This is a genomic window from Pseudomonas sp. SJZ074 (assembly GCF_007828215.1).
Taxonomy (GTDB): domain Bacteria; phylum Pseudomonadota; class Gammaproteobacteria; order Pseudomonadales; family Pseudomonadaceae; genus Aquipseudomonas.
In genome coordinates this window covers 433,592-446,716 of sequence record NZ_VIUE01000002.1, presented here as the reverse complement: position 1 = coordinate 446,716, position 13,125 = coordinate 433,592, and the positions used below count along the sequence as shown (strand labels likewise).

Genomic DNA, 13,125 nt, shown 5'->3' with positions numbered 1-13,125 from the left:
AGGCAATTTGATGCCTGGCGACAGTGCGGTCAACCCTGTCATAGGGCCGCTGGTCTGTCACCGGCATGGTCCGCCCGTCTGTTTATCCGCCGATCCGATCAAATTTTCCAGGGCAAGCACCCTCAAGACAGACAGGACGCTGCGGTCCGCTCCGTCGGCTGTTACATAACGCCGCCATGTCGGCTAGCCGCACGTCTGCCTGGAAAGGTTTCTATGAAAAGCAAAGAGCTCGTGGTTTCACTACGCTCAGGCGGCGGTAATGCTGGCTCGCAAGCTTGCTCGGATCGTATTCGCTCTGCTGAAAGAGCAAAGTGAATACCAACCCAAAGCGGCTTGAGGGCTTCCCCTCAACCATAGAATCTCCCACAGTGTTTCAGGGTGTTCACAGAATTTTGTATCCACCCCGGATCTCTGTGGGAGCGGGCTTGCCCGCGAAAGCGATGAGCCAGCTTGCATCTATTTTGGATGTACCGTCGTCATCGCGGGCAAGCCCGGCTTCCACAGTGTTCTGGGGGGGGGTATGACACCAGCATTCCTGTCCAGCACTGCTCGGTGTCTACAACCCCAGCTCGGACAACCCGGGATGATCGTCCGGCCGGCGTCCCAGCGGCCAATGGTATTTGCGTTCGCTTTCCTTGATCGGCAGGTCGTTGATGCAGGCGTAGCGGTTGGACATCAGGCCTTGCTCATCGAACTCCCAGTTCTCATTGCCATAGGAACGGAACCAGTTGCCCGAGTCGTCGTGCCATTCGTAGGCATAGCGCACGGCGATGCGGTTGTCGGTGAACGCCCAGAGTTCCTTGATCAGCCGGTAGTCCAGTTCCTTGGCCCATTTGCGGGTCAGGAAAGCCTTGGCTTCTTCGCGGTTATGGACGAATTCGGCTCGGTTGCGCCACTGGGTGTCCAGGGTGTACGCCAGGGACACTCGCTGCGGGTCGCGGGAGTTCCAGCCATCTTCGGCCAGGCGGACTTTTTCGATGGCCGATTCACGGGTGAACGGCGGCAGGGGTGGACGAACTTCAGCAGGGGACGACATGGCAATTCTCCGGCGAGTGATGAATCAAGTTGCACGACGTTCAGCGGATGAAGCTTTTTATTTTTTCTCAACCAACAGCACTTTCAGCATGGCCTGGGCGTGATCGGCGGCGCTGTGGTCGCCCATGATCAGTGCGACAGTAATCGCGCCATCGATCAGAATAAGTAACTGTCGGGCCAGGGCCTCGGGATCTTCGACACCTTGTTCAATACATAACCGGGTGACGTAATCGAGCAACTTCTGTTTATGCAACTTAGCCAACTGACGGACCGGATCCTGTGGGTCTCCGGTTTCGCCACTGGTATTGATAAACGCACAGCCTCTGAAGCCGTCGCTGTCAAACCAGCCCTTGAGCACAGTGAACAGGTTGTATAGCCGTGCAGTCGGGGTAAGGGCCTTGTCGACCTCACTGCTGAACCAATGCATCCAGCGCTCGTCCCGCCGCGCGAGGGCGGCCAGGATCAGGTCGTCCTTGTTGGCGAAATAGCGATAGACGCTTTTCCTGGAGACGCCGGCGGTTTTCACCAGAAGATCCATGCCGGTGGCCGCAATGCCACTTTTATAGATCAGTTTTTCGGCGACATCGAGGATGATGTCTCGTGTGTCATTGCTGATGATCTCGTTCATGGCGCTTACAGTGGAACGATCGTTCTTCTTGGTCAAATGATTTTTTCAATAGTTTCACTTTCGGAACCATGGCTTGCTGGCGATGGGGCTTCGCCAACGCGATCGCGAGCAAGCCGTGCTCCCACCCAGAGTCCCAAACCCATCCGCCATGGTGTAAGCTCAGCGGCTCTTCGGAATCGACCTTTTGCGAGCCCTATGCCGTCGCTTTTCAAACGCTCCCTGCTGCCCAAGCTGCGCAGCTTTGCACTGACCGCCGATGCCGTGACCATCCTCGATGGCGCAGCCGAGTTCCGCCGTTGCCTGCTGGAGAAAATCGCCCAGGCCACCCAGCGCATCTATATCGTCGCCCTGTATCTGCAACAGGACGAAGCGGGCCAGGAAATTCTCGATGCCTTGCATGCCGCCAAAGCGGCGCGTCCGGAACTGGACGTGGTCGTGGTGGTGGACTGGTTGCGGGCCCAACGCGGGCTGATCGGCGCCAAGAAGCAGCCGGGCAACTCGGCGTGGTACCAGGAGCAGACGCGCATCCATGCCAGCGAAGTGCCGATCTACGGCGTGCCGGTACAGACCCGTGAGCTGTTCGGGGTGCTGCACTTGAAAGGTTTCGTGATCGACGATTGCGTGCTCTACAGCGGCGCCAGCCTGAACAACGTCTACCTGCACAAGTTCGACAAGTATCGCTACGACCGCTATCACCTGCTGCAGAACACGGCGCTGGCCGATTCGATGCATCATCTGGTGCAGCACGGCCTGATCACCTCCAAGGCGGTGCATCGCCTGGACCTGCCGAACCTGCCCAGCACCCGCAGTTTGCGCAAGGACATTGGTGACCTGCGCAGTCGACTCAAGTACGCGGCCTATGACACCACGGCCGGCAGCCTCGACAAGAGTGGCCTGTCGGTGAGCCCGTTGCTGGGCGTCGGCAAGAACAATCCGCTGAGTCGGGTCATCGGCGAACTGATCGCCAGCAGCCGCCAGCAACTGACCATTTGTACGCCGTATTTCAACCTGCCCCTGGCGGTGACCCGGGAGCTCAACCGCGCCCTGGCCCGAGGGGTCAAGATCGATATCATCGTCGGCGACAAGACCGCCAACGACTTCTTCATCCCGCCCAGCGAGCCGTTCAAGATCATCGCTGCGTTGCCTTACCTGTATGAAATCAGCCTGCGTCGCTTCGCCAAGCGGCATCAGCGCTACATCGACAGCGGTCAGTTGAACCTGCACCTGTGGCGTGACGGCGACAACAGCTATCACCTCAAGGGCATGTGGGTCGACGAGCGCTACACCTTGCTGACCGGCAACAACCTCAACCCGCGGGCCTTCCGCCTGGACCTGGAAAACGCTTTGCTGCTGGACGATCCCAAAGGCGAGTTGCTGGGCCCCCGTCAGGCCGAGCTTGAGCAGATCTACCGGCATACCCGCCGAATCGAACGCTACCTGGACCTGGAGGCGTTGCCGGACTACCCGGCGGCGGTGGCCAAGTTCCTCAAACGGGTCAGCCGGGTGCGGATCGAGCGGCTGCTTTACCGGATCCTGTGAACACCGGCGCCATGGCGGAAAAAGACACCATCTCCATCCAGCTGGTGCGTGAGGCGCTCCTGCAAAGCTGCGCCCCAGGCCCTGCAACCGATGAGGTGCTGAACAAGGTCGGCATTGCTCCGGCGTGGCTCGACGATCCTCAGGCGCGGGTGCCGGCCGCAGCCTATGCGCGGCTCTGGCGCTTGCTCGCAAGGCGCCTTGACGATGAGTTCTTCGGCATGGACCCGCGCAAGCTCAAGTCCGGCAGCCTGGCCTTCCTGTGCCAGTGCGCCATGGCGCAGCCAACCCTGGCGGCCGGCCTGACGGCGGGGCTGGGGTTCCTGTCACTGATGCTTGAACAGTTGCCTGCCCAGTGGGTCCGCCAGCAGAGCCTGGCGGAAATCGTCCTGCTGGAAGACGATCCGGAACCACGGCGGGCGTTTACCTACTTCACCTACTGGATGATCGTCCATGGCGTGGCCTGCTGGCTGGCAGGGCGGCGCATTCCCATTCTGTCCGTCGAGCTGCGCTGCCCGGCGCCGGACTTCTGTGACGATTACCGGGTGATGTTTTCCCAGAACCTGCGCTTCGGCCGCCCCCGTACCCGGATGATCTTCGCCGCCGAGTACCTGGACCTGCCCATCCGCCGCAGTGTCGACGAACTCAAGCGTTTCCTGGCCCGGGCACCGGCCAATATCCTGGTCAAATACCGCGACCCGCAGAGCCTCGCGAGCCGGATCCGCCACGACCTGCGCCAGTTGCCGGCCGAGCAATGGCCGGAAACCGAAGCCCTGGCCCAGCAGTTGTGTGTGTCGGCGTCGACCCTGCGCCGGCGCCTGGCGGAAGAAGGGCAGACCTACCAGGGGCTCAAGGACAGCGTGCGAAAGGAGCTGGCAATCACCTGGCTCGCCGAGCCCTCCATCAGCTTCGTCGACATCGCGTCGCGCCTGGGCTTTGCCGATGCCAGCTCGTTCTACAAGGCGTTTCGCAAGTGGTCAGGGTCCAATCCGGGGCATTATCGCAGCTTGATTCTCAACGACCCTCGCTGATTCATCGGGCCCCGGGTTTCGGCTTTCAGCGCGCGATGCGGGCTTCCCACTTTGTTTGATGTGAAATCGGCAACTTGCACGAGTCGCCACGGCCTATCGGAAAGTACTGGAACCCCCGTTGTGCCAGGCGCTCTGCGTCGTACAGGTTGCGACCGTCAAAGATCACCGGGGCCTTGAGCCGTTTTTGGATCAGGTCGAAATCCGGCGCCTTGAACTGTTGCCACTCGGTGCAGATGATCAGCGCATCGGCACCGCTGAGGGTTGCTTCCGGTGTGCCCATCAGGCTGAGATTGAGATGATCCGGGTACAACGATTGGGTCTGGCGCATGGCCTCCGGGTCAAATGCCCGGACATGTGCGCCGGCTTCCCAAAGCGCTTCCATGAGTGCCCGGCTGGGCGCATCCCGCATGTCATCGGTGTTGGGCTTGAATGCCAGGCCCCACACCGCGAACGTTCGACCTTGGAGATCGCCCTCGTAGAACGCGTTGATTCGCTCGAACAGTTTTTGCTTTTGTCGCTGGTTGATCGCTTCCACCGCCTGCAACAGGTCATTGGAGCATCGGGCCTGCTGGGCGCTGTGGATCAACGCGCGCATGTCCTTGGGAAAGCAGGAGCCGCCATAGCCGCAACCGGGGTAGATGAAGTCATAGCCGATGCGCGAGTCGGCACCGATGCCCAGGCGCACCGATTCGACGTCGGCGCCCAGATGCTCGGCCAGCTCGGCGATCTGGTTGATGAAGCTGATCTTGGTAGCAAGCATGCAGTTAGCCGCGTATTTGGTCAGCTCGGCACTGCGCAGGTCCATGAACATGATGCGTTCATGGTTGCGATTGAAGGGCCCATAGAGTTCGCGCATCACGTCGCGGACATCATCCCGCTCGCACCCGATGACGATCCGGTCAGGCCGCCTGCAATCGGCGACGGCCGAGCCTTCCTTGAGAAACTCCGGGTTTGAGACGATATCGAAATCCAGTATTCGGCTGTGGTGCCGCAGGGCCTCGTTTATCCGATCACGCAGGGCATCTCCCGTGCCCACGGGGACCGTGGATTTTTCAACGACGATGACGGGCTCGCTACGGTGCCGGGCGATGGCTTCACCCACCGCGAAAACACTGCTCAGGTCTGCCGAACCGTCCGGCTGCGAAGGCGTGCCTACGGCGATGAACAGGACCTTGCCATGCTCCACGGCAGGCTTTTCCTCGCAGGTAAAACGCAGCCTTCCGTTATCCAGGTTGTCCTTTACCAACGCGGCCAGGCCAGGTTCGAAGATGTTGACGTGCCCCTGATTGAGGGCGGACACCTTCTCACAGTCGATGTCCATGCAGACGACATCATGACCGACCTCTGCCAGCACGGCTGCCTGGACCAGACCGACATAGCCGCTACCGAATACACTGATTTTCATACGACCTTCCTGGGTTCGGATGCTTGAACGGGGCGAGAGTTGATGGTGAGGACGCCGAGGATGACCAAGGTCACTCCGAGGCTTTTCGAAAGGCTGAAGCCTTCATTGAAGACCGGCAGCACGGCGGCAAGCAGGTACACCAGCGCATAGCTGATGCTCAGCAGCGAATAGGCTCGGCCCAACGGCAGATCCCGCAGCGCAACCAGCCAACAGAGCATCGACAAGGCATAGGCAACAACGGCACCCAGTACCACGGCCAGTGCCGTTGGATCGACGCTGCCTGTGAGCCACTGTCCGGGCAGCGGAAGACGACTCATGCTCCAACGCAAAGCCAACTGCGCAAGGCTGACCAGTAACACGCTGCCCAGCGCAAAGATGACACCGCGACGAAGGTTCATGCGTGCTGTCCCAGCAATATCACCCCGGCGATCACCAGGGCGACGCCCAGCCAATGGCGGTGGTCGATGGTCTCGTGGAACACAAACCGGGCGACCAGGGTGATCAATACGAAATTCAGGCTCAGCATCGGGTAGGCGACGCCCACTTCGAGGCGTTGCAATACCAGCAACCACACCAGCAGGCCGGCCCCCAGCGCCGCCAGCGCCAGCCACAGCCATGGCGAGCGCAGCTTCTCGCCCCAGCCCGATGATCGGCCACGCCAACCCTCGACGGCGTACTTCTGGGCTATCTGTCCCAGGCACGTCAGCACGCAGGCAGCCAATAACAGCAACAGGCTCATGACGCGTCCTGTGGGAAGATCAGGATGACCAGGTTGCCCCGTTCGTAACGTTTCCCATCCTTGGGCAACCGTTCGATTTCCTGAAGTTCTTCCTCACCCTTGACCCGCATGACCACGCCGACCGGACCGTTTCGACGGGCGTCGCGCATCCATTGCTCGACCTGTGGCGGGTCGACCCGTTGCCGTAGGCCATCAGGGTAGGCAAGGCCATATTTCAGCTCGCCAATGGTGTTGTACAACGCCACTTCCGTGCGCCTCAGGCGCCAGGCGAGGGCGGACGCGGCGCCAAGATCGTTGCTCAGCAACTTGTCGGTATGGCTGAGCGCCTCGAGGTGTTCGAGGATGAACTGATCGGGCATCTTGTTGGTGACCACGGACGCCGGCATTGCCGCCGGTAGCAACCCGATCAACAGCAAGCTACCGAAGGCCGGAGCAGCCCAGCAGCGCAACGGCTGGAGAGCTTGCAGCAGGTTGGTCATGATCCAGCCGACCAGGCCGACGGACAATAATGTCAGGTGTTGCGGCTCATGGTTGTACAGCGGTTTTTTCAGTTGCAGGTAGACCAGGGCGAATAGCACCAGCAGGCCCAGTGTCAGGTTGAGCCAACCATTGATGACAAGGGAGCGGCCCTGCTTGTGCTTCAGCCGGTCCGCCAGGGCATGGCCCAGGAGCAGCGCCAGGGGCAGCAGGCACGGCAGGATGTAGCTTGGCAACTTGCCTTTGCTGAGGCTGAAAAACGCCAGCGGCATCAACAGCCACAACAACAGGAACGCGATACTCGCCTGGCGCCGGGTCTGCCACGCCTGCCGCAGCGCAGGGGGCAACAGCGCGACCCAGGGCAGACTGAACGCCACCAGCAGCGGCAGATAGAACCACCAGGGCGCGTTATGTTGGGCATCGTCCCCGGCAAAGCGCCGGATATGTTCGTGCCAGAAGAAGAACCGCCAGTAATCCGGTTCTTCGGTGTGCACCGCCAGGGCCCAGGGCAGGCTGACGACAATGGCCACGGCGATCGCCAGCGGCCCGAAGACCAGCAACTCACGCCAGCGGCGTTGCCAGGCCATCCAGGGCAGGGCGATCAGCACCGGCAACAACCAGGCAAGAAAACCCTTGGTCAAGAAACCCATGCCGCAGGCCAGCCCCAGCATCGCCCAGCCGATCAGGCGTTGGCGGCGGACACTGCTATCCAGGGCAAACCACAAGGCGGCCAGGCTCAGATTGACCCAGAAGGTGAACTGCGGATCGAGGTTGGCGTAGCCCGCGGCGCCGGCGACCACGGTCAGGCTCATGTACAGCAGCGCGCAGACGAAACTCTTGCGAGGATCGTTCCAGAGCCGGCGGGCAAGCAAGTAGCACAGCAGCACGCTGAGCCCGATGCTGATGGCCGAGGCGATGCGCACACCGAACAGATTCTCACCGAACAGCGCCTGGCCGACGGCGATCATCCAATAGCCGGCCGCCGGTTTTTCGAAGTAGCGCAGGCTCATGAACTGGGGCGACACCCAGTCGCCGCTCAGCAGCATGCCCTGGCTGATCTGGGCATAGCGGGTTTCGTCGGGAATCCACAGCCCATGACTGCCCAGCGGCAGCAGGTAAGCCAACAGACAGGTCGCCAGCAGCAGCGGTAGTGCCCAAGGCTTGCTCATGCGCCTTGCACTCCCAGCCAGCCTTCGCGGCCTTCGAGCGTGCCGCGCTTCACACGACCTGCAGGCAAGCCGTCAACGGCGGTGGGCAGCAGATCACCCAAGGGCTGAAAACGGATGCTTCGCTGGCGTGCTTGCGCCAGCAATTGACGGAAATGGTTGGCCATCAGTATCCCTTCTACTTCGGCATGGATCGTGTAGACGTTGAGTTTGCCGGCGGCAAAGCGCTCAAGAATGAAAGCGTTGTAATCCTTGGCCATGACGCTTGGGCCGACCACCTCATCGAAGGTCGGTAGGTCTACGGGAATCTGCGGCGTGCCCAGGCCTCCATCGGCCAGCGCGGGGCGGAACAGGCTCTGCCCCCGGCAATCGCTGTTATAGCGAAAGCCAAACGCCTGCTTGGCCTCGATCACACGCTCATCCGCGCGCCAACCGGCCGCCGCCGAGCAGGTAACGGGTTCACCGAGGATATCGCTGAGGCTGTCTACGCCTCGGCGAATCTGCTCGATCAGCTGCGCGTGCTCCCAGCGTCCGGCATTGGCCTGCCAGCCATGGTGATCCCAGGCGTGCAAACCGACCTCATGGCCAGCCGCCCGGGCCTGACGCATCAGGTGCCCGAGATCGCGGCCGATAGGCTTGCCAGGCCAGGCGGTGCCGGCCAGTAAGATGTCCCAGCCGTATAACCCGACGGCGTTGGAGCGCAGCATTTTCCAAAGGAACTGCGGCCGCAACAGGCGCCACAGATGACGCCCCATGTTGTCGGGTCCAACGCTGAAGAAAAACGTCGCCTTGACCTGTGCCTCCTGGAGAATGTCCAGTAACTGCGGCACACCCTCACGTGTGCCTCGGTAGGTGTCGACATCGATTCGAAGACCCGCCTGCATCAACGCTTGTCCGCGATTTCGCGCATGGCTTCGCGCAGGAAGAAATCCAGCGTGTTGCCGATGGTTTCACTCATCTGCACGGTTGGCGTCCAGTCCAGCAGGCGCTTGGCATTGGCGATGCTCGGTTTGCGGTGTGAGACGTCTTGGTAACCGGTGCCATAGAAGGCCTTGCTTTCGACATCACGGAACCCGGCGAAGGGCGGAAAGTTGTCGCGCAGCGGGTGTGCCTCGAACTGTCGCAGCAGCTCCTCGCCCAATTGGCGAATGCTGGCTTCGTTGTCCGGGTTGCCGATGTTGATGATCTGGCCGTTGCAGGCGTTGTTCTCGTTGTCGACGATCCGCGCCAGTGCTTCGACACCGTCGGCAATATCAGTGAAGCAACGCTTCTGTTCACCGCCATCGAACAGGCGGATCGGCGTACCTTCCACCAGGTTGAGGATCAATTGGGTAATCGCTCGGGAGCTGCCGATGCGTGCCGAATCCAATCGATCCAGGCGCGGGCCCATCCAGTTGAAGGGGCGAAACAAAGTGAATTTCAGGCCTTGTTGGCCGTAGGCCCAGATCACCCGGTCGAGCAGTTGCTTGGAAATCGAGTAGATCCAGCGCTGCTTGTTGATCGGGCCGACAGTGAGGTTGGAGGTGTCTTCGTCGAAGTTGTTGTCCTGGCACATGCCATAGACTTCGGACGTCGAGGGGAAGATCACGCGCTTGTTGTACTTGACGCAGTAGCGAACCAGTTTCAGGTTCTCTTCGAAATCCAACTCGAACACCCGCAGCGGATTTCGGGTGTACTCGATGGGGGTGGCGATGGCGACCAGCGGCAGGATGACGTCGCATTTCTTGATGTGGTATTCGATCCACTCGGAATGGATGCTGATGTCGCCTTCGACGAAATGGAAATGCGGATGACTGCGCAGGCGTTCGATGGCATCGGAGCCGATGTCGAGGCCATAGACATCGTATTTATCGTCGCGCAGCAAGCGTTCCGACAGGTGATTGCCGATGAAACCGTTGACGCCCAGGATCAACACCCGGGTACGCCGTGGGCCCCGGCGGGACTCAGTGCCGTGCAGCAACGAGCCGTCGACCAGTCCCAACTCGTTGGCCAATTGTGGCCCGCCCAGGTACAAGCCGTTTTCGTTGCGTTGGCCCGAGGTGATCACCAACGAATCCACGCCACACGCAATGCGCAGCGGATCGACGCTGATGACGCGCCCCGGATCCTGGCCTTCGTTGCCCTCGACGACTTCCGCGCTCCAGACGATCAGCTTGTGTTCGCCGACGGCACAAAACGCCCCGGGATAAGGCTGGGTCACCGCCCGGACCAGGTTGAACAGTTCTTCGGCCGGGCGCTGCCAGACCAGTCTGCCGTCCGCCGCCGTGCGCCGACCGAACACCGTGGCCTTGGATTCGTCCTGCTCCGTTTCGCTGGCTTCACCGGCAAGCAACGTGGGCAGGGTGTCGCGCAGCAGGTCGGTGGCCGCCTGGCGTAATTTGCCATGCAAGGTCAACGCGGTGTCGCTGCGCTCGATGGCCACCCGTTGCTGGGCCAGGATCGCACCGGCATCCGCGCGCTTGACCATGCGATGCAGGGTCACGCCGGTTTCGGTTTCACCATTGACCAGTACCCAGTTGGCTGGCGCCCGTCCACGATAGCGCGGCAGCAGGGAGCCGTGCAGGTTGAACGCGCCTTTAGGGGCGATGGCGAGCAGCGGTTCGCTCAGCAAGTGACGGTAGTAGAACGAGAACAGGTAATCGGGATCGAGTTTGCCGATGCGCTCGACCCACAGCGGATGATTGACGTCTTCGGGAGCATGAACCGGGATGCCCTTGCGTGCGCACAATTGCGCGACGGAGCCGTAGAAGGTGTTCTCCTTTGGGTCGTCGGCGTGGGTAAACACCGCGACAATATCGAAGCCGGAGTCGAGCAGGGTTTCGATACCGACACAGCCAATATCGTGATAGGCGAAAACAACGGCTTTTACGCTCATGAGAGAACCTGGTCTGAAGAAGTGGAAGTGAGGCCATCAACGGTGATAACGGGTGGGGGCACGGCAGGCTGTCCACGCAGAACCTTTTCGACGAAGAACCGTGGGCGCGCTCGCACGTCGCTGTACATCCGCCCCAGGTACTCGCCCAGCAAACCCATGCCAATGAACTGCCCGCCGGTGAACACGAACAGCACGGCGAACAGCACGAACGTCCCGCCGCCGGCCCAACTGGCACCGAAGACCAGCCGCAGCACGATCAAGGCCATGGCGAACAGCACGCCCAGGCCGGCCATGGCGAAGCCAACGATGCTCAGCAGCCGTAGAGGTGTGGTGGTCATACAGGTGATCAGGTCAAACATCAGGTTGACCAGGCGCATGGCGCTGTACTTGGACTCTCCGTGCTCGCGCTCGGCATGGCTCACCAGGATCTCTGTGGTATGCCGGGCAAAGCTGTTGGCGAGGATCGGGATGAAGGTGCTGCGTTCGCGGCACGCGAGCATGGCGTCGACGATGGACCGCCGATAGGCGCGCAGCATGCAGCCATAGTCGCTCATGGCAACGCCGGTGGAGCGCTGCACCGCCAGGTTGATCAGCTTCGACGGCCAGCGCCGCAGGGCCGAATCCTGGCGGTTGTTGCGTACCGTGGCGACCACGTCATAGCCCAGTTCGGCCTGGGCCACCAGGCGTGGAATCTCTTCGGGCGGGTTTTGCAGGTCGGCGTCGAGGGTGATGATGACATCGCCCTTGCACTGCTCGAAACCGGCCATGATCGCGGCGTGCTGACCATAATTGCGGTTCAGGATCACCGCGACGATCGGGCTGCCTCGCAGCGTCGCAGCCTCTTCCAGGATCTGCGCCGACTCGTCCCGACTGCCGTCGTCGACCAGCACGATTTCGTACTTGTGGTGCAATTGCCGGCACGCCGCTTCGGTACGTCGAAGCAACTCGGGCAGGCTCTCTTGTTCGTTGTAGACCGGGATGACAATCGACACGCAATTGATCGGGTAAGGTTTCACAGGTGGGCGTCCAAGACGTTTTCAATGGTGTCGACAACGCGGTTCACGTCATCGCCGGTCATGTCGGGAAACAGCGGAATCGAGCACAGACGTGCCGAATTCCATTCGGTATTGGGTAGATGGACGTCGGGGAAGCGCTGGCGGTAGTAGGTGTGCAGGTGCGTTCCGATGAAATGGATGCCCGTGCCGATGTCCTGCGCCTGCAAGGCTTTCATGAACGCTTCGCGGTCCAGGCCGCAGCGCTCGGCATCGATGCGCAGGATGAACAGGTGCCAGGCGTGCTGCTGCGCATAGGCCGGAAGCGCCAATGGCTGCACCTTTGAACCTTCCAACCGTTGCAGGTAGGCCTTGGCCAGTTCGGTGCGTTTGGCGTTGATTTCGTCCAGGCGCTCCAATTGCACGAGAGCGATGGCGGCATTGATGTCGGCCAGGTTGTATTTGAACCCCGGCTCCATCACCTGCGCCTGGGGTTTGCGACCATGGGTGAGGCGGTCGTAGGCGTCAACGCCGAGGCCGTGGAACTTGAGCATGCGCACCCGGGCGGCGAGTGCTTCATCGTCCGTGACGAACATGGCGCCTTCGGCGCAAGTCATGTTCTTGATCGCATGGAACGAGAAAATTGCCGTGCCTTGGGCCCCGACGTGGCGACCTTTGTAGAGGGTGCCAGCCGCGTGCGCGGCGTCCTCGATAACGGCGATGCCGTGTTTGTCCGCCAATGCATAGAGAGGGTCGAGATCGAACGCGGCGCCGGCGTAGTGCACCGGGATGATTGCTTTGGTGCGCGAGGTGATAACGGCTTCGATACTCGAAAGATCGCTCATGAGTGTGTCGCGGTCCACGTCGACGAATACTGGCGTGGCACCCAACAGGCAGATCATGTTGGCGGTCGATACCCAGGTCTGGGACGGCGTAATGACTTCATCGCCCGGGCCAATGCCTAGTGCCAGTAACGCAATGTGCATACCGCCGGTGGCCGAAGAAAGTGCAACAGCGTGGCGGCAACCCACATACGCGGCGAACTGCTCTTCAAGTTGCTGATTTTTTGGACCCGTGGTGATCCAGCCGGAGCGCAGTACCTCATTTACAGCGGCAATCTCTTCATCGCCAATGCTGGGGCGAGAGAAGGGAAGAAACGATTGAGTCATGGGTACCCCAGGGAACTGAAGAGTCAGTAGACGTTGAAACGATAGATTGGATCCAAGATAGCGTAGCCCCTA

12 protein-coding genes and 1 pseudogene are annotated in these 13,125 nt (G+C 61.0%); 3 read left to right on the top strand and 10 right to left on the bottom strand.

Translation table 11 applies throughout. The annotated features are described in order from the left end of the window. Positions 1-140 precede the first annotated feature (140 nt). Positions 141-337, top strand: a pseudogene (locus FBX99_RS29110) (IS110 family transposase); the annotation flags it as partial. A gap of 219 nt (positions 338-556) precedes the next feature. Here the strand turns inward: FBX99_RS29110 and FBX99_RS04370 are convergent. Together FBX99_RS04370 and FBX99_RS04365 are read right to left on the bottom strand one after the other, a co-directional pair. After that, on the bottom strand, positions 557-1,036 hold the full coding sequence (locus FBX99_RS04370; RefSeq protein WP_144930441.1) for a nuclear transport factor 2 family protein: 480 nt from the start codon (positions 1,034-1,036) through the stop codon (positions 557-559). A gap of 57 nt (positions 1,037-1,093) precedes the next feature. Then, entirely contained in the window at positions 1,094-1,663 is a 570-nt protein-coding gene (locus tag FBX99_RS04365) for a TetR/AcrR family transcriptional regulator (RefSeq protein WP_144930440.1), read from the bottom strand. A gap of 195 nt (positions 1,664-1,858) precedes the next feature. Here FBX99_RS04365 and pssA point away from each other — a divergent pair, with 195 nt between their 5' ends. Together pssA and FBX99_RS04355 are read left to right on the top strand one after the other, a co-directional pair. Next, positions 1,859-3,202 (top strand): CDP-diacylglycerol--serine O-phosphatidyltransferase, encoded by a 1,344-nt coding sequence (gene pssA / locus FBX99_RS04360; RefSeq protein ID WP_144930439.1) that lies wholly within the window; start codon positions 1,859-1,861, stop codon positions 3,200-3,202. Positions 3,203-3,213: 11 nt separating this feature from the next. Then, the gene (locus FBX99_RS04355; RefSeq protein ID WP_145130780.1) at positions 3,214-4,230 is read left to right on the top strand and encodes an AraC family transcriptional regulator; all 1,017 of its coding nucleotides are present in this window, start codon (positions 3,214-3,216) and stop codon (positions 4,228-4,230) included. Positions 4,231-4,255: 25 nt separating this feature from the next. Here the strand turns inward: FBX99_RS04355 and FBX99_RS04350 are convergent, their stop codons facing one another. The 8 genes from FBX99_RS04350 to arnB are packed head-to-tail and all read right to left on the bottom strand — an operon-like array spanning position 4,256 to position 13,053. Next, on the bottom strand, positions 4,256-5,635 hold the full coding sequence (locus FBX99_RS04350) for a UDP-glucose/GDP-mannose dehydrogenase family protein (RefSeq protein ID WP_145130733.1): 1,380 nt from the start codon (positions 5,633-5,635) through the stop codon (positions 4,256-4,258). Next, complete coding sequence (arnF, locus tag FBX99_RS04345; protein WP_144930437.1) at positions 5,632-6,033, bottom strand: 4-amino-4-deoxy-L-arabinose-phosphoundecaprenol flippase subunit ArnF; 402 nt, start codon at positions 6,031-6,033, stop codon at positions 5,632-5,634. Before arnF ends, FBX99_RS04350 begins: the two co-directional genes overlap by 4 nt. Further along, positions 6,030-6,374: a 4-amino-4-deoxy-L-arabinose-phosphoundecaprenol flippase subunit ArnE gene (arnE, locus tag FBX99_RS04340; protein WP_144930436.1), complete on the bottom strand. Its 345-nt coding sequence runs from the start codon at positions 6,372-6,374 to the stop codon at positions 6,030-6,032. Before arnE ends, arnF begins: the two co-directional genes overlap by 4 nt. Further along, on the bottom strand, positions 6,371-8,020 hold the full coding sequence (gene arnT, locus FBX99_RS04335) for a lipid IV(A) 4-amino-4-deoxy-L-arabinosyltransferase (protein WP_144930435.1): 1,650 nt from the start codon (positions 8,018-8,020) through the stop codon (positions 6,371-6,373). The genes arnE and arnT overlap by 4 nt, the downstream gene beginning before the upstream one ends. Next, positions 8,017-8,901, bottom strand: a complete 885-nt coding sequence (gene arnD / locus FBX99_RS04330) for a 4-deoxy-4-formamido-L-arabinose-phosphoundecaprenol deformylase (protein ID WP_145130731.1) — start codon at positions 8,899-8,901, stop codon at positions 8,017-8,019. The genes arnT and arnD overlap by 4 nt, the downstream gene beginning before the upstream one ends. Next, positions 8,901-10,892, bottom strand: coding sequence for a bifunctional UDP-4-amino-4-deoxy-L-arabinose formyltransferase/UDP-glucuronic acid oxidase ArnA (gene arnA / locus FBX99_RS04325; RefSeq protein WP_144930433.1), 1,992 nt, complete (start codon positions 10,890-10,892; stop codon positions 8,901-8,903). The genes arnD and arnA overlap by 1 nt, the downstream gene beginning before the upstream one ends. Beyond that, the gene (gene arnC, locus FBX99_RS04320; protein WP_144930432.1) at positions 10,889-11,908 is read right to left on the bottom strand and encodes an undecaprenyl-phosphate 4-deoxy-4-formamido-L-arabinose transferase; all 1,020 of its coding nucleotides are present in this window, start codon (positions 11,906-11,908) and stop codon (positions 10,889-10,891) included. The genes arnA and arnC overlap by 4 nt, the downstream gene beginning before the upstream one ends. After that, the gene (gene arnB, locus FBX99_RS04315) at positions 11,905-13,053 is read right to left on the bottom strand and encodes a UDP-4-amino-4-deoxy-L-arabinose aminotransferase (RefSeq protein ID WP_144930431.1); all 1,149 of its coding nucleotides are present in this window, start codon (positions 13,051-13,053) and stop codon (positions 11,905-11,907) included. The genes arnC and arnB overlap by 4 nt, the downstream gene beginning before the upstream one ends. Positions 13,054-13,125: the final 72 nt, after the last annotated feature.

Bases quoted from the DNA above. Each gene is read 5' to 3' on its own strand.
- FBX99_RS04365 (WP_144930440.1), bottom strand. From the start codon at position 1,663: ATGAACGAGATCATCAGCAATGACACACGAGACATCATCCTCGATGTC.
- FBX99_RS04350 (WP_145130733.1), bottom strand. From the start codon at position 5,635: ATGAAAATCAGTGTATTCGGTAGCGGCTATGTCGGTCTGGTCCAGGCA.
- pssA (WP_144930439.1), top strand. From the start codon at position 1,859: ATGCCGTCGCTTTTCAAACGCTCCCTGCTGCCCAAGCTGCGCAGCTTT.
- arnE (WP_144930436.1), bottom strand. From the start codon at position 6,374: ATGAGCCTGTTGCTGTTATTGGCTGCCTGCGTGCTGACGTGCCTGGGA.
- FBX99_RS04370 (WP_144930441.1), bottom strand. From the start codon at position 1,036: ATGTCGTCCCCTGCTGAAGTTCGTCCACCCCTGCCGCCGTTCACCCGT.
- arnB (WP_144930431.1), bottom strand. From the start codon at position 13,053: ATGACTCAATCGTTTCTTCCCTTCTCTCGCCCCAGCATTGGCGATGAA.
- arnT (WP_144930435.1), bottom strand. From the start codon at position 8,020: ATGAGCAAGCCTTGGGCACTACCGCTGCTGCTGGCGACCTGTCTGTTG.
- arnF (WP_144930437.1), bottom strand. From the start codon at position 6,033: ATGAACCTTCGTCGCGGTGTCATCTTTGCGCTGGGCAGCGTGTTACTG.
- FBX99_RS04355 (WP_145130780.1), top strand. From the start codon at position 3,214: ATGGCGGAAAAAGACACCATCTCCATCCAGCTGGTGCGTGAGGCGCTC.
- arnD (WP_145130731.1), bottom strand. From the start codon at position 8,901: ATGCAGGCGGGTCTTCGAATCGATGTCGACACCTACCGAGGCACACGT.
- arnA (WP_144930433.1), bottom strand. From the start codon at position 10,892: ATGAGCGTAAAAGCCGTTGTTTTCGCCTATCACGATATTGGCTGTGTC.